Here is a 17,908-nt window from a genome sequence, read left to right as displayed (position 1 = left end):
GGCTGCCCGTAATACAATTCTTGCGCAGGATATGCGCTTTTGTGTACAGGCTTGCCAGGCCTTCAGACACGCTGCCAATGGGCGGGACTGCTTTTTCAAACAGCCCGCAAGCGCGGGGCAGCGCCGCTATTGCGCCTTGCCAATCAACTCCATTCCAATGGCTTGCGCCGGGGTCAGGGGCCTACCGGAAATATTGTGCAAGTATCTTGCCACCTGGTCGATTATGGATTGGCTGCCCGTTGTTATGTTTCTATATATAAGAACAAAAAATCCTTGACACTTATTTCAAAAGCCTTTTATCATGTGGATCACGGGCAGACGCATCCGAGCCCGCGATCGCGGTTTCAGGGTCGTGCAACCTTTCACGGCCTTTTTTAATTAAGAAGAGGAAAAAGATGAAACTGAGGGAGTTTCCCAGCCGGGAACAGTTTGGCGATTTGGCTCGAACCTGCAATGTAATCCCTGTTTGTCGGGAGATCCTCGCGGACATGGAAACACCGGTTTCCCTGCTGAAAAAATGCTACGACAAGGGCGGGCAGGGGCCGTGTACACCGATATTTCTGCTTGAAAGTGTTGAGGGCGGCGAAAAATGGGGTCGCTACAGCTTTCTGGGCACCTCGGCGAGGACCCACGTCAAGGTCTTCGCCGATGCGATTGCCATCGCCCGGGACGGCCGTGAAGAAAAAATCCCCCATGGCGGCGATCCACTGGCCAGCCTGAAAACCTTCATGAGGCGGTTCCAGCCGGCGGAGATGGCAGAACTTCCCCGGTTCTGGGGCGGCCTGGTGGGCTATCTTACCTACGAAATGGTCTCGTTTTTTGAAAGTATCCCCAATCGACTTCCGGCAGATACCCCCATGGCCCATTTCATCATCTGTGACGAACTGTTGATTTTTGACAATATTCACAACACCATGATCTGTGTGGCCATCGCTTTTACCGACGACAACCCGGCGGCCGATTTGGCCTATGACGATGCTGTAAATCGGCTGAACACCATGGTCCAGCGCATGGCCACGCGTGTGGGTGGGGCAGCGCCCCGGATGACCGGCCGCAGCCCGATTATGGCCCCGCAGTTGGCACCTGAAACGTTCAGATCGCGGGTGGCCATCGTAAAAGGCCACATCCAGCGGGGTGATATTATCCAGGCAGTCATTTCACAGCCCTTTCGATGCGAGGCTCCCGCAGATATCATATCCGTATACCGCGCCCAGCGTTATGTGAACCCCTCTCCATATCTCTATTTTTTTCATTTTGATGAAATCGTATTGGTGGGATCCTCGCCGGAAACCATGGTGCGGCTGGAAAACCGTGTCGCCACCCTGCGACCCATCGCCGGGACCCGACCCCGGGGAGGCAGTGAGCAGGCGGATCGGGCGCTGGCGTCGGAACTGCTGGGCGATGTGAAGGAACGCGCCGAGCACCTCATGCTGGTGGACCTGGGGCGTAACGACCTGGGCCGGGTCGCCCGGACCGGGACGGTACAGGTAACTGACCTGATGGTGGTGGAGCGCTATTCCCACGTCATGCACCTGGTATCCAACATCAACTGCGACCTGGAAGATCACTACGACGCCTGGGACCTGCTGCGCGCGTCCTTTCCGGCGGGCACGCTTTCCGGCGCACCCAAAGTGCGGGCCATGCAGATTATCGACGAATTGGAACAAAGCCCCCGCGGGCCCTACGGCGGTGCCGTCGGTTACATCTCTTTCAGCGGTAACATGGATCTGGCCATCACCATCCGCACGGCCTGTATCGAAAAAGGAACGCTTACCGTGCGGGCCGGTGCAGGCATTGTGGCCGACTCGGATCCTGAAACCGAGCGGTTGGAAACCGTCAACAAAGCCATGGCCATTCAGCGGGCCCTCGAACTGACCCACCAGGACGAACCCGTCGAAAAAAAACCAGCCCGCTGACATTATAATTCAGTCTGCGTGTCCGCGAGTTCCGTTTGTTTTTTCCGAGTACCCGAGGAGGCAACAGCATGATACTGATGATCGACAATTACGACTCTTTCACCTATAACCTGGTGCAGTATCTCAAACAGCTCGGAGAAGCGGTGCGGGTCAAACGCAACGATGCCGTCAGTGTGGATGAAATCGCCGTGTTGGCACCCCAGGCCATCGTGATTTCACCGGGACCGGGCCGGCCGGAAGATGCCGGTGTTTCTGTGGATACGATCAGGCGGTTTTCCGGAACCATTCCCATCCTCGGGGTTTGTTTGGGCCATCAGGCCATCGCCCACGCCTTCGGCGCGAAAGTGGTTGCCGCCGGACGACTGATGCACGGTAAAACCTCGGCAATCAACGGTGATGGCAAGGGTGTCTATGCCGGCATCAAACAACACTTTCAGGCCATGCGCTACCACAGTCTGGCTGTGGAGCGCATCAGTCTGCCCGACTGCCTGGAAGTGACCGCAGTGTCAGAAGATGGAGAGATCATGGGACTCAGGCACCGCTTCCATACTACCGAGGGGATTCAGTTCCATCCTGAATCCATCATGACCCCGCTGGGCAAGCGCCTGCTGCGCAATTTTGTAAACATGACCCCTGCCGGTGAATCGGTATCCGTTTAAACAACGGCAACTTCAAGGCTGAAAAGAAGGAGAGCGCCACCCATGTTTAAAAAGCACCTGGCCAGCATCATCGGTCGAACCGATTTGAGCGCAGCCCAGATGGCCGAGATGATGTCCGAAATATTTGATGGCAAGACCACCGATGCCCAGGTGGGCGCCATGATGGCGGCTCTGGCCACCAAGGGGGAAACCGTTGAGGAGCTGGCCGGCGCGGCCCGGGCCATGCGCAAGAAAGCCCATCGTATTCAGGCGGCCACGACGCCGGTGGTGGACACCTGCGGCACCGGCGGGGACGGGCTCAAGACATTCAACATCTCCACCACGACGGCTTTTGTAGTGGCCGGCTGTGGGGTGACCGTGGCCAAGCATGGCAACCGCAGTGTTTCATCCAGATGCGGCAGCGCCGACGTGCTCGAACGCCTGGGAATCAAGCTGGATACGGTTCCGGAAGTGGTTGAAGAGGCCGTGCAGGAGATCGGCATCGGCTTTCTCTTTGCCCCGCTTTACCACAGCGCCATGCGCTATGCGGCTAAGGCACGCATGGAGGTGGGGCTGCGCAGCATCTTCAACATGCTCGGTCCGTTGACCAATCCGGCCGGGGCCAACTGTCAGCTGCTGGGCGTCTTCGCGCCCCAGTTGACCGAGATGTTCGCCGAGGCCCTGCGTCTGCTGGGGGCCAGGAGTGCATTCGTCGTTCACGGTCACGACGGGCTGGACGAAATTTCCGTGTGTGCACCCACGCGCGTCTCCCAGCTCGATAATGACATGATTCGCACCTATGACATCTATCCCGAACACTATTTCGGCCGACTGGCCGAGCCGGACCAGATGACCGGTGGCGCCCCCGGCGAGAACGCAGCCATGACCCGCAACATCCTGCAAGGTGAAAAGGGCCCCAGGCGGGACGTGGTGCTGCTCAATACGGCTGCCGCTCTGGTTGCCTGCGGCAAGGCCGCGGACCTGAAGGCGGGCATCGCCCTGGCCGAAGCGGCCATTGACACCGGCGCCGCCATGGGCAAACTGGAGGCGCTGGTCGCCTATACCCGTGACAACGGATAGACTAAACGCTCGTAGACGCTCAGGTCAGGTGGGGATCAGCCGATTATGTCAACCGATTTTCTCGCACAGATCGTAAAACAAAAGGGACGCGAGATTTCACAGGCCAGGAAAGTTATCGCCGAAGGTCGGCTGATGGAGCTGGCCAGAGCGAGATCCGATTTTCGGCCGTTTTTTGAAACCCTCTCCAGGCCGGGTGCGGCCGGGGTGAACATCATCGCCGAAATCAAGCGCGCCTCTCCCTCCAAAGGTGACATCCGCCCGGATCTGGATGCCCCGAAAACGGCGGCCCGGTATGAACAAGGGGGTGCTGCAGCCGTTTCAGTTCTCACCGACGCCACCTATTTCAAGGGCAGCCTCGATGACCTCAAGGCGGCCCGCTGCGCCTGCAGACTGCCGGTGCTGCAGAAAGAGTTTATCATCAGCCGCTATCAGGTATACGCAGCGGCGACGGTTGGCGCGGATGCCATTTTGCTGATCGCCCGAATTCTCACCGCCGAAAAACTGAACCAGCTGTATGACCTGTGCCGAGATCTGGGCATGGACGCCCTGGTGGAAATCCACACGGTGCAGGACGCCCGCATCGTCGCTGCCTGCGGCGCCCGTTTGGTGGGCATCAACAACCGCAACCTGACCACCTTTGAAACGGACCTGTCCATTGCCCGGGACCTGGCCTCCCGACTGGCCCCTGGGCAGGTGCCCGTCGCCGCTTCCGGCATCTCAGGACCGACGGACATCCGGGAGAACCTGGCGTGCGGCATCTTCAATTTTCTGGTGGGGGAAAGCCTTGTGCGCGCCGATGACCCGACGCAGTTGATCCGTGAATTGACCGGGGCGGCTTCCGATGCGCCCTTGTTCGACCAACGCATGTGATTGTCTGGACAACGATGCCGCTTGCTTGCCCCCAAGTGAAAATATGCGGGTTGACCCGGCCCGTTGAGGCCGCCCAGTGCGCGGCCCTGGGTGCCCATGCCATCGGTCTGGTCTTTTTTCCTCAAAGTCCCCGCAACGTCGCCCAGGACCAGGCCAAGGCCGTGGTGGATGCATTGCCGGCAACCGTGGCTGCCGTGGGTGTTTTTGTCAACGCCACTTTTTCAGCCATCATGTCGCGGGTTGAACGCTGCGGCCTCTCCATGGCCCAGCTTCACGGACAGGAATCGCCGCACCTGGCTGAGCGGCTCAAGGCAGAGGGGGTGGGTGTGATCAAGGCCCTGTTCGTTGACGGCAGTCCTGGTTTTGAGGCTGGGCAGGATTTTGACGTCGACGGCTATCTTTTGGAATGTGCCAGAGGTCCGCTTCCCGGCGGGAATGCCAGGGTCTGGGACTGGGCTGCGGCCAGGGATTTTGGCCGCGGCCGTCGGCTGATCCTTGCCGGCGGTCTTTCGCCGGACAATGTGGCCGAGGCCATCTGCGCCGGTCTGCCGGCAGCCATTGACGTCAGTTCGGGGGTCGAGGTGCTGCCGGGTCGAAAGGATCCGGACAAGGTGGCCCGTCTGTTGGCGGCTGTTCAGGGTACTGCCGATCAATATGCTGCAAAGATGATCAAACCGGTGTTCGGTCCAAGAAGAGATGGACCCCATGTCTGACCGTGAAGCGATGCTGGTTATTGCCCATCAACAATTGAGTCCGGAGGCACTCGCGGGGCTGATCGAGGAGTTCGTTACCCGCGATGGCACCGATTCAGGCTACACCCGGGGTTCTCTGGAGGAAAATGTGGCCATGGTGCGCCGCCAGCTGGATGCGGGACAGGCGCTGATCGTCTACGACCAGGTGACAAACACCTGCAATGTTGTACCGGCGGAAACCGCAAGGGGACATCGCCAGCGGCCGCTGCGGTCAAAGCCGGATAAGGAGAAGAAACCATGAAATATATCGGCGCACACGTGAGCGCGGCCGGCGGTGTTGAAAATGCACCCCTGAACGCCAAAAAGATCGGTGCTACGGCGTTTGCCCTGTTTACCAAAAACCAGCGTCAGTGGGCGGCCAAGCCGTTGACGGATGAATCCATCCACCGCTTCAAGGAGAACTGCGCGGCTGCCGGATACACCCCGGATCAGATTCTGCCCCACGACAGCTATCTGATCAATCTGGGGCACCCGGAGCCGGCCGGACTGGAAAAATCAAGGACAGCCTTCATCGATGAGATGGGCCGCTGCGAGCAGTTGGGCTTGGAATATCTCAACTTTCATCCGGGCAGCCACCTGAACAAGATCGCCGAGGCGGACTGTCTGGCCCGGATTGCCGCATCCATCAACCTGGCCCTGGAACGGACCCAAGGGGTTACCGCCGTCATCGAGAACACCGCCGGCCAGGGAACCAATCTGGGACACCGGTTTGAGCACTTGGCCGCGATTATCGATGGGGTCAAGGACCAATCCCGGGTGGGGGTCTGCCTGGACACCTGCCATACCTTTTCGGCAGGCTATGATCTGATCACCCCTGACGGCTACCAGCACACCCTGGCGCGCTTCGACACGGTGGTGGGGTTTTCCTTCCTGAAAGGGCTGCACCTGAACGACGCGAAGAAGACCCTTGGCAGCCGCGTGGACCGCCACGCAAGCCTGGGGGCGGGAACACTGGGGCTTGAGGTCTTCCGGATGATTATGAACGACGCCCGGTTCGAGTCTGTCCCCATGATTCTGGAAACCCCTGACGAAAGTCGCTGGGCCGAAGAGATCCGCATGCTGATGAAGATGGTGATATAGAAATTGAGGCCACGCCAAGAAAGGAAAAAGACCGGTATAAGGGTTGGATTTAAACCGAATGACGCTTATGTTCACACCAGTTTATTTTTTCGCTTTGATCGGAAAAAAGGTTCTGGACGCTGATCCTTCAACCCTTGCAGGTGACGAAAACATGGATATGCAGCCGCAGTTCGAAACCATTGTTACCCAGATCGGCCGGGTGGTGCTGGGAAAGGAGGCGCAGATAAAAATGGCCCTGACCTGTCTGTTTGCCGGTGGGCACCTGCTTATCGAGGATATTCCCGGCATCGGCAAGACCACGCTGGCCAAGGTGCTCTCGCGGAGCATGGGGCTGAAATTCAGGCGGGTCCAGTTCACCAGCGACATGCTTCCCGGCGATATTTTAGGCAGTTCCGTCTTCGATAGGAACACCGCGGCTTTTGTCTTCCACCCGGGGCCGGTATTCACCCAGGTGCTGCTGGCCGACGAAATCAACCGGGCCACGCCCAAAACCCAGAGCGCCCTTTTGGAGGCCATGGAGGAAGGGCAGGTCACCAGCGACGGCAAGACCCGTCGCCTCTCCACCCCCTTCTTTGTCATCGCCACCCAGAACCCCCTGGAGCTGTCCGGAACCTTTCCGCTGCCGGAGTCCCAAATGGACCGATTTCTCATGCGCATTGAACTGGGCTACCCGGATCGGGAGGCAGAGCGGCGGCTGCTGGGAGGTGACCGGGCGCAACGCCGGGCGCTGAGCGAAACGCAGCAATGCCTGGCTCCCGACGATGTGCTGGCACTCCAGAAACAGGTCGACGGGGTGCACGTGGCCGAGGCTTTTCTGAACTACCTTCAGGATTTGATAGACTATACGCGTACCGCCAAGCACTTCCACATGGGGCTTTCCCCCCGGGCGGGTCTGGCGCTGATGCACGCCGCCCGATCCTGGGCCTTTATCAGCGGCCGGGACTATGCCCTTCCCGAAGATCTTCAGGCCGTGCTGATCAGCGTGGTGGGCCACCGTCTTCGATCCCGCGAGGATCTGGCAGGGATTCCGGCGCGGCGTCTGAGGACCTTGTTTCAAGAGGTGCCCATCCCGTGAGGTCCACGATTGCCCGAATCTTCTACCGATTCGTGGGTGGCCGTACCACCATTCCCGTTACCCTGGGCTTGCGCAACGTCTATATCCTGCCAACGGGATACGGGGTAACGTACTTGGTGGTATTGGGAGCCATGCTGATCGGATCCATCAACTACAACAACAACCTGGGTTTTCTGCTGACCTTCCTTCTGGGCAGCCTGGGGCTGACCGCCATGATGCACACCTACAGCATGCTGTACGGCCTTCGGCTGGAATCAGCGACCGCGATGCCGGTTTCCGCCGGACAACCTCTGGAAGTCGAAATCACGGTGGCCGGCACCGACCGACAGCGAACGGACCTCCGTTGGTATTTTACCACCGACAATCCTGTGCGTGCGGATTTCAGGCCCCAAGAACAATCCCGTGTCCGGGTCTGCGTCTCAACCCGCCATCGGGGGCTTTTGGACCCGGGTTGGCTGCGCATCGTCTGTGTCTACCCCCTGGGGCTGTTTCAGGCCTGGGCGCGGATCAGCACCGGCATACAGGGCCTGGTCTACCCCCGGCCCCTCGCTGCACCGCTTCCCGCCGCCCAGACCCTTTCGGCCCAAGGTGCAGGCGACATCCCCCTGGCGGCGGGGGTCGATGATTTCCAGGGATTGTCAACCTATCAGCCCGGCGACCCGCCCCGACGCATCCACTGGCAGGCCTATTCGCGGGGCCGTGGGCTTCACACCAAAACCTTTGCCGGCCAGGCTGGTGAAGGTTTGATCCTGGACATGGAACATATAAAAGGTGACGATGTGGAGAGGAAACTGGCCATCGTGTGCTTTCATGTACTCCAGAATTATCACCAGCGGCGCAGCTTCGGGTTGAACCTTGCCGGGAAAATCATCTCTATCGGTGTAGGCAGGGTTCACCGGGACCGGTGCCTGCGTGCCCTGGCCCTGTTTGGGAAGCGCTGAGCCATGCAACGGCAGCCCGTCTCCGCATTGATCCTGGCCCTGGCGGTGGCCATGGCGCCGCTGGCAATTCAGCTGCCATGGTGGGCGGTGGGGTGGTGCGTGTTTTCATGGGCATATCTGCTTGTCGGCGACAAGCGCAGTTGGGCGCCGTTGCCCCGGGGTGTCCGCTTGACAGTTTTTATCGCCGGCCTGACGGCGGTGCTGCTGTCTGCCGGTCTGCGGTTTGACGGCGGCGATTTTATGGTTCTGCTGGCGGTGATGGCCGGCATCAAACCCCTCGAGATCCTCAGCCGCCGGGACAGCATGGCCACTGTCTTTCTGGCCTATTTCCTGGTGATTACCAGCCTCTTCGTTTTCGAAAACCTGTCCATGACCCTCTACGTGTTCATTTCGGTCTGGGTGACCACCGGTGTGCTGATCCACGTGAACGATCCCGGGGCTGCCATCGGTCGACAACTGCGGCTGGCATCACGGCTGGTGCTCGTGGCCGTCCCGCTCATGGCCCTGATGTTTCTTTTATTCCCGAGGCTTTCGGGAAGCTTCTGGGGGTCTCCGTGGGCCGGGCAGGGCCGTTCCGGCTTTTCGACCAGCATGCGCATCGGAGACGTTTCCCGGCTGGTGCTGGTTGATGAACCGGCCTTTTCGGTGACATTTGATTTACCCATACCGGATGCACACCGATTGTACTGGCGAGGCATCGTGTTCCAGCGCTTCGACGGTGCCGGCTGGCACCCCGCCAACCTTCAGCCGACCCGCCGGGGCGGCTTCGGCGGTGCGGATCTGACCCGCTATGCGGTGATACTCGAACCGCACGGTCATCGGCACCTTTTCGCCCTGGACCTGCCGGCGACGGTCAATTCACAGGCCACCATCATGCAAGACCACACGCTGTTGGCCCGCCGGCCCGTCAGGCAGCGCTTCCAATACAGGGCCGCATCATATCTGGACTGGGGGCCAGACGCACCTGGCGAACCTGATGATGCCTACCTGCAGCTGCCGCCGAACCTGAACCCCCTGGCCGCTGCCCTGGGAGACAGATGGTCCCGGACCCTTTCAAACCCTGAAGCCGTGGTGGCGCAAGGCCTGGCCTTTTTCAAGGACAATGACTTTGTCTATTCCCTGCGGCCGGATCGGCTGGGTCTTGATGCCGTGGATGATTTTCTTTTTGTCAGCCGAAAGGGATTTTGTGAGCATTATGCCACCGCCTTTGCTGTGCTCATGCGGTCCGCCGGCTTGCCGACCCGCATTGTAGGCGGTTACCAGGGGGGCAGGTGGAATGCACTGGGGGCGTTTCTCACTGTGAGGCATTCGGATGCCCACGTCTGGTGCGAAGTGTGGGTGGCGGGTCAAGGGTGGCTGCGCGTGGATCCCACCTTCGCAGTCGCTCCCGACCGAATCGACACCGGTATCGAAGGTGCCCTTGCCGGTGCGGAACTGCCCGGTTTTCTGGACTTCAACCGTGGGGATCGGCTGGCTCGATGGGCTGAAACCCTTCGCCAGACCTGGGAAGCGGTCAATACCCGCTGGAACATCTGGTTCATGGGGTTTTCCGCTGAAGACCAGATGGCTTTGTTGAGACGGTTGGGCCTCTCCATGGGCCGGCAGAGCGGATGGCTGCTCTTCATGGTTCTGCCGGCACTGTTCGTTGCCGGAGCGATCCTGCTGATCCGATTGCGGAACCAGGAACACCCAAAACCACCCGGCGACGAACTGCAGAAGATTTATGGCCGATTCCTGGAAAAAATGGCGCGCTTCGGTTTGCCCAGGCCGCCGCACCAGGGGCCGCTTGACTTTGCGCGGTCGGTGACGAAACGGCATCCGGCGCTCCAGTGGGATGTAGCTGAAATCACCGGCCGTTACATCGGGCTGCGGTATGGTCATGACGACAGCGGGAATGCACTCAAGGATTTGCGTAAGCGTGTACGGCGGTTCAACCCGCGACGGGCCATGCTGGCCGGAAAACAAAACACTGTGGATCAGATCCGCAAAGGGCCGAGGCCAGCAAGGGGCTGAAGGCGTTCACGCCTCAACCGTCCGCCTTGTGATCAGCAATCCGTTGGGCCCGCAGCTGCCCACAGGCGGCACCGATATCCTGCCCTTTGCTGTGGCGGACGATGGCCGTGTAGTGATGACCGGCAAGCAATTCCTGGAACTGGCTGATCCGGGAGGGGTCAGGGCGTTTGAACGCGCTGCCCGGATGTTCATTGAAAGGTATCAGGTTGATCTTGGCCTTGATGGGACGCAGTAGTTTCACCAGTCGCTGGGCATCGGCCATGCCGTCGTTGACATCCTTCATCAGGATGTATTCGAAGGTGATCTTTCGGCGGGGCGGCAGTGGATACCGCCGGCAGGCGTCGATCAGGTCGGCGATGGGATACTTGCGGTTGATGGGCATCAGCCGGCTGCGCGTGGCATCGTCGGCTGCATTCAGGGAGACAGCCAGGTTCACCTTGGTGTCGCGTCCCAGGTCCGCGATTTCAGGGACCAGCCCCGCCGTGGATATGGTGACCCGCCGTGCAGAAATCTTAAGACCGAAATCACCGTCGGTAAGCATGTCCAGGGACTGAACCACATGCTTATAGTTGGCCAGCGGTTCTCCCATGCCCATGAAGACGATGTTGGTCAGGGGCATGCCGCCTTGGCCAGCCACCCGCTGCTGGACATCGCGTACCTGGGAGATGATCTCTCCGGCGGACAGGTTGCGCAGCAACCCCCCCCTGGCCGTCATACAGAACTGACATCCCTGACTGCACCCCACCTGGCTGGATATGCACAAGGTGAAATGGTCCTTTTCGGGAATGATGACCGTTTCGATGTGGAGGCCGTCGCGGAGCTGGAACAACAGCTTGCGTGAGCCGTCCTGTGAGGTCGTTTCGCTCGCCACTTTCAGGCGGGGATTGATGAAGGCCGCTTCCAGATCCGCCCGCAACCGTTTTCCCAGGTTGGTCATCGCTTCAAACCGGTCTGTCTGGCGCAGGTAGACCCACCTCAGGATCTGGTCGGTGCGAAAGGGGCGGCTGCCCCGACGCTCCAGCCAGGCGGCCAACGCATCCCGGGAAAGATCTTTGATGTCGATTTCGCTTGATTGTGTGGCCATGATGTGGGATCCACCTTCTGAACTCGGTCCTCGGTCAGGGTTTGTCAACCGGTGTCGGTTGAGGGTCGGGAATGCGCCATGCCGCCCAATTTGTTCCTCCACGGTTCCAGGGCCTTGCGGCCTTTTTTTTATATCTTGACATAGCATTTAAAAAAATCTAATTTCAAGGTTTTAGTTGATATGCCGGTGGAATGTCATGTTTGACACGCTAAGCGACAAGTTAAATTCGGTCTTCAAGCAGCTCAAGGGGCAGGGCAAACTTTCCGAAAAGAATATTGCCGACGGTCTGCGGGCGGTGCGTATGGCGCTGCTGGAAGCCGATGTCCACTACCAGGTGGTCAAACAACTGGTGGCCGACATCAAAGCGCGCGCGCTGGGTCAGGAGGTCATGGGCAGCCTGACCCCCGGCCAGCAGGTGGTCAAGATCGTCAACGAGTCACTTACCCGGTTGATGGGCGCAACCCATCAGGGGTTGAACCTGACCGGCGAAAACCCAGTATCGGTGATGCTGGTGGGCCTGCAGGGGTCTGGAAAGACCACCACGGCGGCGAAACTGGCGGTGATGCTTCGCAAAACCGGGAAGCAGCCTTACCTGGTTCCGGCCGACGTTTATCGGCCTGCGGCCATCGACCAGCTCAAAACGCTGGGTGGCCAGCTGGGAGTGCCGGTTTTCGATTCCACGCCGGACATGGACCCGGTGAAAATCTGTCAGGACGCCCGTGTGGCAGCCCAGAAAGCGGGATGCAACACCCTGCTGCTGGATACGGCCGGGAGGCTGCACATCGATGACGCGTTGATGAATGAGCTGTCGCGCATCCGTGCGTCGGTGAAACCCACGGATATTCTGCTGGTTGCCGACGCCATGACCGGTCAGGATGCGGTAAACATTGCCAAATCCTTTGACGATCGGCTGGACATCGGCGGTGTGGTGCTCACCAAAATGGACGGTGATGCCAGGGGCGGTGCGGCATTGTCCATCCGATCCATCACCGGAAAGCCCATCAAGTTCATCGGTGTGGGTGAAAAGCTCAGCGAGCTGGAAGCGTTCCATCCGGATCGTATGGCCTCGCGGATTCTGGGCATGGGTGACGTGCTCACCATGATCGAAAAGGCCCAGGAGGTGGTCGACGAGAAAACGGCCATCGAACTTGAGAAGAAGCTGCGTAAGAACCAGTTTACCCTGGAGGATTTCCGTGACCAGATGCGCCAGATCCGTAAAATGGGATCCTTGACGGATATTCTGGGCATGATTCCGGGTATGGGCAAGATCAAGCAGATGAAGAACCTTCAGGTTGACGAAAAGGAGCTGGTCCACATCGAGGCCATCATCAATTCAATGACGCCGCAGGAGCGGCATCAATATGGGATCATCAACGGCAGTCGCCGCAAACGGATCGCCGCTGGCAGCGGCCTGCAGGTTCAGGATGTAAACCGCCTGCTGAAAAATTATGCCCAGGTGATGAAAATGATGAAGAAATTCAATAAAAGCGGTATGCGCGGAATGGGCCGCGGCATGCTGCCTTTCTAAAGGAGAGCAACCATGGCAGTAAAAATCAGACTGGCCCGGCACGGGGCAAAAAAAAGACCCTTTTACCGGATTGTGGCTGCTGACAGCGACAGCCCCAGGGACGGTCGTTTTCTCGAGAAGCTCGGCACCTACAATCCGCTGCAGGATTCGGATCAGGTGGCCCTGAACATGGATCGCGTCAAATACTGGATCGAACAAGGGGCCACTCCCACCGACACGGTCAAGACAATCCTGAAACGTGAAGGCGTTTTCGCCGCCGCGGAATAACGGATTGCGCCGAACCTGATTCCCAGCCGCTACAAAGGAGATGGAGCTATGAAAGAGCTGATCAAGTTCATTGCGCAGGAGCTGGTTGATTTTCCCGACCAGGTCTCCGTTGAGGAGATCGAGGGCAACCAGACATCCGTCATTGAGTTGAAAGTGGCCAAAGCGGATTTGGGTAAGGTTATCGGCAAGCAGGGGCGGACGGCACGGGCCATGCGGACCCTGCTGAGTGCGGCTTCAGCCAAAATAAAAAAACGTACGGTTCTTGAAATCATCGAGTAATCTCAGTGGCCGGGATGACCTCATCCTGGTGGGCCGGGTGGTCGGCGTCCACGGCCTTCGGGGCACGCTCAAGGTTCACCCTTTTGCCGAGTCCCTGTCGGTTTACGACAATGAGGCGGGGATTCAGGTTGCGCTCCCCGACGGTTCGGTTCGGTCGATGACCGCCCAATGGGTGCGTCCCCACGGCCGGGGGCTTCTCATGGCCCTTGAGGCGGTAACCGAACGCAGCCAGGCCGAAAGCATGATTGGATCGGATATCTTCGTCAACAAGTCGTGCCTGCCGGTGCCGGAGGAAGACACCTACTACTGGTTCGATCTGGTGGGGCTTACCGTCTTCAATTCCAGCGGAGACGAACTAGGTCGGCTTGAAGCGGTGATTCCCACTTCCGGCAACGATGTGTATGTGGTCAGGGGCAAACAAAACGGCCGGCCAAGGGAACTGCTGATTCCCGCCATCGGCGACGTGGTCCTGAGCATCGACCTGCAAAGCAAGGCCATGATCGTAGATCCGCCGGAGGGGCTTTAGAGCCGGTTATCCATGAACGTCTGCGTGCTGACCCTGTTTCCCGACCTGTTTGAACCCTTTTGGGGGCACGGCATTATCCGGCGCGCGGTTGAGGGGCAGAAACTTTGCCCGTCGACCATCAATATTCGCGACTATGCTGAAGGGCGGCACCGGGTTACGGACGACCGGCCCTACGGTGGCGGTTGCGGGATGGTGATGAAGCCGGAACCCCTGACGGCAGCCCTGAAGGCGGCCCAATCGCAGATGCCGGCGGCAGCGACGCTGATGCTCTCCCCGCAGGGTAAACGGTTCGATCAACCGCTGGCCCATTCGCTGGCGTTGGCGGATGCGCTCATTTTAATCTGCGGGCGCTACGAAGGGGTGGATGAACGGTTTGTCGATCAGCATGTGGATGCGGAAATCTCCATCGGTGACTTCGTGCTCACTGGCGGCGAGCTGGGAGCAATGGTGGTGATCGATGCAGTGGTGCGACTGATTCCCGGTGTGCTGGGCAACCGGGAATCTGCCGGAAACGACACTTTCAGCGCCGGGCTTGTTGAGCACGCCCACTTCACACGGCCGCAGACGTTCGGCGATGAGCCCGTGCCCGATGTGCTGCTGTCCGGAAACCATCACGAGATCGACCGGTGGCGTCGGCAAACCGCGTTGATGCGCACCGTACTGAAGCGGCCGGATCTTCTGGCGCAGCGCAATTTTTCCCCGGAGGAACGGGCATTGCTGGTGAAATGGCGCCGGGAAATTGACCAGCTTCTCGGGTAAGCGGCTTTACGTTGCCCTGGTTCACCATCCGGTGATCGACAAAAACGGGGCAACGATCGCCTCGGCGGTGACCAATCTGGACCTGCACGACATCGCCAGGGCGTGCAGAACCTATGGGGTCAAGCGCTATTATGTCATCACCCCGCTTGATGATCAGATAGTCTTGATCAAGCGAATCCTCGATCACTGGGTCATCGGTGCCGGGGGGGACTACAACCCTAAACGTCGTCAGGCACTTGCGCTGATCCGGGTCGTGGCCGCCTTCGACGAAATGCTAACGGACATCACCGGAGAGGAAGGGTACCGACCCCAGACGGTGGCCACATCGGCCAGGCGGCATGCCGGGAGCCTGTCATACCGTCGGTTGCGTGAGATGCTGGACGATCCAACACCCGTCGTTCTGGCCTTCGGCACCGCATGGGGACTCTCGGACACGTTCATGGCCGAGGCGGATCACCGATTGGATCCGCTGACCGGGGCGGGGGCATACAATCACCTGTCGGTTCGATCGGCGGTATCCATCATCCTGGACCGGCTGCTGGGCGGGTAAACAAAATCGGTGCGCTCACTGCAGATTGAAACCGCTACAGCGCCTAAACTGAAAAGCGACGTTTATCCTTACGGTGAAGATTCCCCGCGGCCTGCCGAGGGGGAATCTTCGATAATAACATTATCATCTGGAGTTATCATGGACATCATCAAGAACATCGAAAGAGAACAGATCCGCATGGATCTTCCCCACTTCGCACCGGGCGATACCGTTACCGTTCATGTGAAGATCCACGAAGGCAACAAAGAGCGCATCCAGGCCTTTCAAGGGGTTGTTATCAGCAAGAAAAAAGGTTTGGCCAACGCCACCTTCACCGTTCGCAAGGTCTCCTACGGTGTGGGGGTGGAAAGGGTCTTTCCAACCAATTCGCCCATCATTGACCGGGTTGAGGTCGTCACCCGGGGGCGGGTCCGCCGGGCCAAGATCTACTATCTGCGCAAACTGCGCGGCAAAGCCGCCAGAATCCGGGAAAAGCGATTCAATTGATTCGCCGCCTTCGGCCAGCGGGCAGTAGTGCCGGCTTCTCGGTGAACCGGTAAACGGTCGAATCATATGGCGCCAGACCTCTGGACATTTGAAAAAAAGGCCCGTGCAGTGGGTTGCAGGTTGATTGCAGGCGTCGATGAGGCCGGCCGGGGTCCCCTGGCCGGCCCCGTCGTTTCAGCCGCGGTCATCCTGCCTGACGGCGTCGATCTTCCAGGGATCGACGATTCCAAAAAACTGACCCCGGCCCGTCGAACCCGTCTTTACGACCGGCTGTACGCCGCTGCCTGCGCCATCGGGATCGGCGTGGTGGATGCTGCCGAGATCGACCGCGTCAACATTCTGCAGGCCACGCTGTGTTCGATGGCCATTGCGGTTTCCAATCTGCGGCCAGGTCCGGATCATCTGCTGGTGGACGGGATTTTTACCATCGCTTCGGATTTACCCCAGCTGGCCATAAAAAAGGGAGATTCACTTAGCATCTCCATTGCCGCAGCATCCATTGTGGCCAAGGTTACCCGGGACCGGATCATGACCCAGGCGGATGCCCTGTATCCCGAATTTGGATTCCGGCTGCATAAGGGTTACCCCACCAGATCCCACCGCGATGCCATCGTGGATTATGGATGCAGTCCCATTCACCGTCGAACCTTCAAGGGGGTTCGAGAGTATGTAAAATAGTTCAGCGGGATAGGCTGAAAGGTCCCAGCCATAGAAAATAAAAAACCAATCCAACCGATCAGACCAGGCAATGCTGAACAGGCAACAAAAATTCGGCCGGAAAAGTGAACGCTTGGCTGCGGAATTTCTCCACCGCATGGGATACCGCATCATGGAAACCAACTATCGTTCCAGGGTCGGAGAGATCGACATCATCGCTCGGGATGAAGGCACCATCGTTTTTGTGGAGGTCAAAGCCCGGTCTTCCGCCCGGTTTGGCAGTCCCAAGGAGGCCGTTACCCCCGCCAAGCAGCGTAAGATCTCCATGACCGCCCTGGATTACCTTAAGCGCTCCGGCCAGGCCGATGCCAGTGCGCGATTCGATGTGGTTGCCATCGATACCGCTGCGGGAAAAATCGATATCGAGGTCGTGAAAAATGCGTTTGCCCTTGCCTATGGATGACCGGGAAGCAGTGCGATGCCCCGGCGGCCTCTATGTGGTGGCTACGCCCATAGGCAACCTGGAAGACATTACCCTGCGCGCCATCAAGACCCTGGCCGGTGTGGACCTGATTGCTGCCGAAGATACCCGCCATACCGCGCGGTTGTTATCCCACTATCGCATTGGTACCCCTTTGATCTCCTGTCACGCGCACAACGAACTCCAGCGAACCCGGGATCTGATTGATAAAATTCGTTCCGGCGCGGCCGTGGCCCTGGTATCCGATGCGGGCACACCGTCGGTTTCCGATCCCGGCTACCGGTTGGTCCGCGCAGCCGTTGAACAGGGTCTGCCTGTCATTCCCATTCCGGGGGCGTCGGCAGTGGTGACGGCCCTGTGTGCATCTGGATTGCCCACGGATGCCTTCCTGTTTTTGGGCTTCGCCCCCAAGAAAAAGGGCCAACGCATGCAACTGCTGAAATCCCTGGCCGGCGAACCCCGGACCCTGATCTTTTACGAATCTCCCCGGCGGGTGGTGGCTTTCCTGGATGAGATCCGTTCGGCGATGGGCGATCGGCCGGCGGTGCTGGCCAGGGAGATGACCAAGCTGCATGAGGAGTTCATTCGCAGCAGCCTTTCCGAAATCAAGACCCTGCTGACCGGTCGTTCCCACGTCAAAGGCGAGTGTACGCTGCTGGTCCAAGGGCCCGGGGAGGCGGACGCAAAACCCGAAACCGGATTGATCGCGGCACTTCGCCAAGCGTTGGCCCAGCCCGGCGCACACCTTTCCGATCTGGCCAAAACCTATGCCCGGCTATACAAGCTGCCTAAAAAAACGGTCTACGAGATAGCCTTGAACATACAAAAAGAAGCTCAAAAATCATCCTGACCCATGGCCCAAGCAGTGACGACGATTTTCCCCGTTATTCTGAAGGTCCCCGAGACCGACCACCCTTTAAAAGGTC

21 protein-coding genes are annotated in these 17,908 nt (G+C 59.1%); 20 read left to right on the top strand and 1 reads right to left on the bottom strand.

Annotated elements, in window-relative coordinates; all coding sequences use genetic code 11:
• Nucleotides 1-395 precede the first annotated feature (395 nt).
• The 10 genes from R6V78_RS19990 (at nucleotide 396) to R6V78_RS19945 (ending at nucleotide 10,365) form a co-directional block, all read left to right on the top strand.
• Nucleotides 396-1,916 (top strand): anthranilate synthase component I family protein, encoded by a 1,521-nt coding sequence (locus R6V78_RS19990; RefSeq protein WP_410291153.1) that lies wholly within the window; start codon nucleotides 396-398, stop codon nucleotides 1,914-1,916.
• Between the two features lie 68 nt (nucleotides 1,917-1,984).
• Nucleotides 1,985-2,575, top strand: coding sequence for an anthranilate synthase component II (locus R6V78_RS19985; protein ID WP_410291152.1), 591 nt, complete (start codon nucleotides 1,985-1,987; stop codon nucleotides 2,573-2,575).
• Nucleotides 2,576-2,617: 42 nt separating this feature from the next.
• Nucleotides 2,618-3,634, top strand: a complete 1,017-nt coding sequence (trpD, locus tag R6V78_RS19980; RefSeq protein ID WP_410291151.1) for an anthranilate phosphoribosyltransferase — start codon at nucleotides 2,618-2,620, stop codon at nucleotides 3,632-3,634.
• A 45-nt stretch (nucleotides 3,635-3,679) separates the two neighbouring features.
• Nucleotides 3,680-4,504: an indole-3-glycerol phosphate synthase TrpC gene (gene trpC / locus R6V78_RS19975; RefSeq protein ID WP_410291150.1), complete on the top strand. Its 825-nt coding sequence runs from the start codon at nucleotides 3,680-3,682 to the stop codon at nucleotides 4,502-4,504.
• 14 nt (nucleotides 4,505-4,518) lie between these two features.
• Entirely contained in the window at nucleotides 4,519-5,217 is a 699-nt protein-coding gene (locus R6V78_RS19970) for a phosphoribosylanthranilate isomerase (protein ID WP_410291149.1), read from the top strand.
• Entirely contained in the window at nucleotides 5,210-5,497 is a 288-nt protein-coding gene (locus R6V78_RS19965) for a YheU family protein (protein WP_410291148.1), read from the top strand. The genes R6V78_RS19970 and R6V78_RS19965 overlap by 8 nt, the downstream gene beginning before the upstream one ends.
• Nucleotides 5,494-6,336 carry a deoxyribonuclease IV gene (gene nfo / locus R6V78_RS19960; protein ID WP_410291147.1) on the top strand — a complete coding sequence of 281 codons (843 nt, stop codon included), beginning with the start codon at nucleotides 5,494-5,496 and terminating at the stop codon, nucleotides 6,334-6,336. Before R6V78_RS19965 ends, nfo begins: the two co-directional genes overlap by 4 nt.
• A 151-nt stretch (nucleotides 6,337-6,487) precedes the next feature.
• Nucleotides 6,488-7,411, top strand: coding sequence for an AAA family ATPase (locus tag R6V78_RS19955; RefSeq protein ID WP_410291146.1), 924 nt, complete (start codon nucleotides 6,488-6,490; stop codon nucleotides 7,409-7,411).
• Nucleotides 7,408-8,352, top strand: a complete 945-nt coding sequence (locus tag R6V78_RS19950; RefSeq protein ID WP_410291145.1) for a DUF58 domain-containing protein — start codon at nucleotides 7,408-7,410, stop codon at nucleotides 8,350-8,352. Before R6V78_RS19955 ends, R6V78_RS19950 begins: the two co-directional genes overlap by 4 nt.
• 3 nt (nucleotides 8,353-8,355) lie before the next feature.
• A complete protein-coding gene (locus tag R6V78_RS19945; RefSeq protein ID WP_410291144.1) occupies nucleotides 8,356-10,365 on the top strand; it encodes a DUF3488 and DUF4129 domain-containing transglutaminase family protein in 2,010 nt (669 codons plus the stop codon).
• Between the two features lie 13 nt (nucleotides 10,366-10,378).
• On the opposite strand, the gene rlmN is transcribed toward R6V78_RS19945, so the two are convergent.
• Nucleotides 10,379-11,449, bottom strand: a complete 1,071-nt coding sequence (rlmN, locus tag R6V78_RS19940; protein WP_410291143.1) for a 23S rRNA (adenine(2503)-C(2))-methyltransferase RlmN — start codon at nucleotides 11,447-11,449, stop codon at nucleotides 10,379-10,381.
• Nucleotides 11,450-11,645: 196 nt separating this feature from the next.
• Between rlmN and ffh the strand changes: the two genes are divergently transcribed.
• The 10 genes from ffh to rsmI all read left to right on the top strand — a co-directional run bounded on the left by ffh (nucleotide 11,646) and on the right by rsmI (nucleotide 17,832).
• A complete protein-coding gene (gene ffh, locus R6V78_RS19935; RefSeq protein WP_410291142.1) occupies nucleotides 11,646-12,977 on the top strand; it encodes a signal recognition particle protein in 1,332 nt (443 codons plus the stop codon).
• Nucleotides 12,978-12,989: 12 nt separating this feature from the next.
• Nucleotides 12,990-13,244, top strand: a complete 255-nt coding sequence (gene rpsP, locus R6V78_RS19930; RefSeq protein WP_410291141.1) for a 30S ribosomal protein S16 — start codon at nucleotides 12,990-12,992, stop codon at nucleotides 13,242-13,244.
• A gap of 48 nt (nucleotides 13,245-13,292) precedes the next feature.
• On the top strand, nucleotides 13,293-13,523 hold the full coding sequence (locus R6V78_RS19925; protein ID WP_410291140.1) for a KH domain-containing protein: 231 nt from the start codon (nucleotides 13,293-13,295) through the stop codon (nucleotides 13,521-13,523).
• Complete coding sequence (gene rimM / locus R6V78_RS19920) at nucleotides 13,507-14,049, top strand: ribosome maturation factor RimM (protein ID WP_410291139.1); 543 nt, start codon at nucleotides 13,507-13,509, stop codon at nucleotides 14,047-14,049. The genes R6V78_RS19925 and rimM overlap by 17 nt, the downstream gene beginning before the upstream one ends.
• 12 nt (nucleotides 14,050-14,061) lie before the next feature.
• On the top strand, nucleotides 14,062-14,808 hold the full coding sequence (trmD, locus tag R6V78_RS19915) for a tRNA (guanosine(37)-N1)-methyltransferase TrmD (RefSeq protein WP_410291138.1): 747 nt from the start codon (nucleotides 14,062-14,064) through the stop codon (nucleotides 14,806-14,808).
• Entirely contained in the window at nucleotides 14,789-15,358 is a 570-nt protein-coding gene (locus R6V78_RS19910; protein ID WP_410291137.1) for an RNA methyltransferase, read from the top strand. The genes trmD and R6V78_RS19910 overlap by 20 nt, the downstream gene beginning before the upstream one ends.
• Nucleotides 15,359-15,493: 135 nt before the next feature.
• Entirely contained in the window at nucleotides 15,494-15,844 is a 351-nt protein-coding gene (gene rplS, locus R6V78_RS19905) for a 50S ribosomal protein L19 (protein ID WP_410291180.1), read from the top strand.
• 66 nt (nucleotides 15,845-15,910) lie between these two features.
• Entirely contained in the window at nucleotides 15,911-16,522 is a 612-nt protein-coding gene (locus tag R6V78_RS19900) for a ribonuclease HII (RefSeq protein WP_410291136.1), read from the top strand.
• Nucleotides 16,523-16,592: 70 nt separating this feature from the next.
• Nucleotides 16,593-16,964: a YraN family protein gene (locus R6V78_RS19895; RefSeq protein WP_410291135.1), complete on the top strand. Its 372-nt coding sequence runs from the start codon at nucleotides 16,593-16,595 to the stop codon at nucleotides 16,962-16,964.
• Nucleotides 16,939-17,832: a 16S rRNA (cytidine(1402)-2'-O)-methyltransferase gene (rsmI, locus tag R6V78_RS19890; RefSeq protein ID WP_410291134.1), complete on the top strand. Its 894-nt coding sequence runs from the start codon at nucleotides 16,939-16,941 to the stop codon at nucleotides 17,830-17,832. The genes R6V78_RS19895 and rsmI overlap by 26 nt, the downstream gene beginning before the upstream one ends.
• Nucleotides 17,833-17,908: the final 76 nt, after the last annotated feature.

This window comes from Desulfosarcina sp. (genome assembly GCF_046496365.1).
Classification (GTDB): domain Bacteria; phylum Desulfobacterota; class Desulfobacteria; order Desulfobacterales; family Desulfosarcinaceae; genus Desulfosarcina.
Note: the sequence above shows the minus strand (reverse complement) of the source record. Positions and strands in the feature narration are given on the sequence as shown.

Coding starts and splice junctions, on each gene's coding strand:
- R6V78_RS19970 (WP_410291149.1), top strand. CDS start 4,519: ATGCCGCTTGCTTGCCCCCAAGTGAAAATATGCGGGTTGACCCGGCCC.
- R6V78_RS19965 (WP_410291148.1), top strand. CDS start 5,210: ATGTCTGACCGTGAAGCGATGCTGGTTATTGCCCATCAACAATTGAGT.
- ffh (WP_410291142.1), top strand. CDS start 11,646: ATGTTTGACACGCTAAGCGACAAGTTAAATTCGGTCTTCAAGCAGCTC.
- trpC (WP_410291150.1), top strand. CDS start 3,680: ATGTCAACCGATTTTCTCGCACAGATCGTAAAACAAAAGGGACGCGAG.
- R6V78_RS19955 (WP_410291146.1), top strand. CDS start 6,488: ATGGATATGCAGCCGCAGTTCGAAACCATTGTTACCCAGATCGGCCGG.
- rpsP (WP_410291141.1), top strand. CDS start 12,990: ATGGCAGTAAAAATCAGACTGGCCCGGCACGGGGCAAAAAAAAGACCC.
- rlmN (WP_410291143.1), bottom strand. CDS start 11,449: ATGGCCACACAATCAAGCGAAATCGACATCAAAGATCTTTCCCGGGAT.
- trpD (WP_410291151.1), top strand. CDS start 2,618: ATGTTTAAAAAGCACCTGGCCAGCATCATCGGTCGAACCGATTTGAGC.
- R6V78_RS19900 (WP_410291136.1), top strand. CDS start 15,911: ATGGCGCCAGACCTCTGGACATTTGAAAAAAAGGCCCGTGCAGTGGGT.
- rsmI (WP_410291134.1), top strand. CDS start 16,939: ATGCGTTTGCCCTTGCCTATGGATGACCGGGAAGCAGTGCGATGCCCC.
- nfo (WP_410291147.1), top strand. CDS start 5,494: ATGAAATATATCGGCGCACACGTGAGCGCGGCCGGCGGTGTTGAAAAT.
- R6V78_RS19990 (WP_410291153.1), top strand. CDS start 396: ATGAAACTGAGGGAGTTTCCCAGCCGGGAACAGTTTGGCGATTTGGCT.
- R6V78_RS19945 (WP_410291144.1), top strand. CDS start 8,356: ATGCAACGGCAGCCCGTCTCCGCATTGATCCTGGCCCTGGCGGTGGCC.
- R6V78_RS19985 (WP_410291152.1), top strand. CDS start 1,985: ATGATACTGATGATCGACAATTACGACTCTTTCACCTATAACCTGGTG.
- R6V78_RS19895 (WP_410291135.1), top strand. CDS start 16,593: ATGCTGAACAGGCAACAAAAATTCGGCCGGAAAAGTGAACGCTTGGCT.
- R6V78_RS19925 (WP_410291140.1), top strand. CDS start 13,293: ATGAAAGAGCTGATCAAGTTCATTGCGCAGGAGCTGGTTGATTTTCCC.
- trmD (WP_410291138.1), top strand. CDS start 14,062: ATGAACGTCTGCGTGCTGACCCTGTTTCCCGACCTGTTTGAACCCTTT.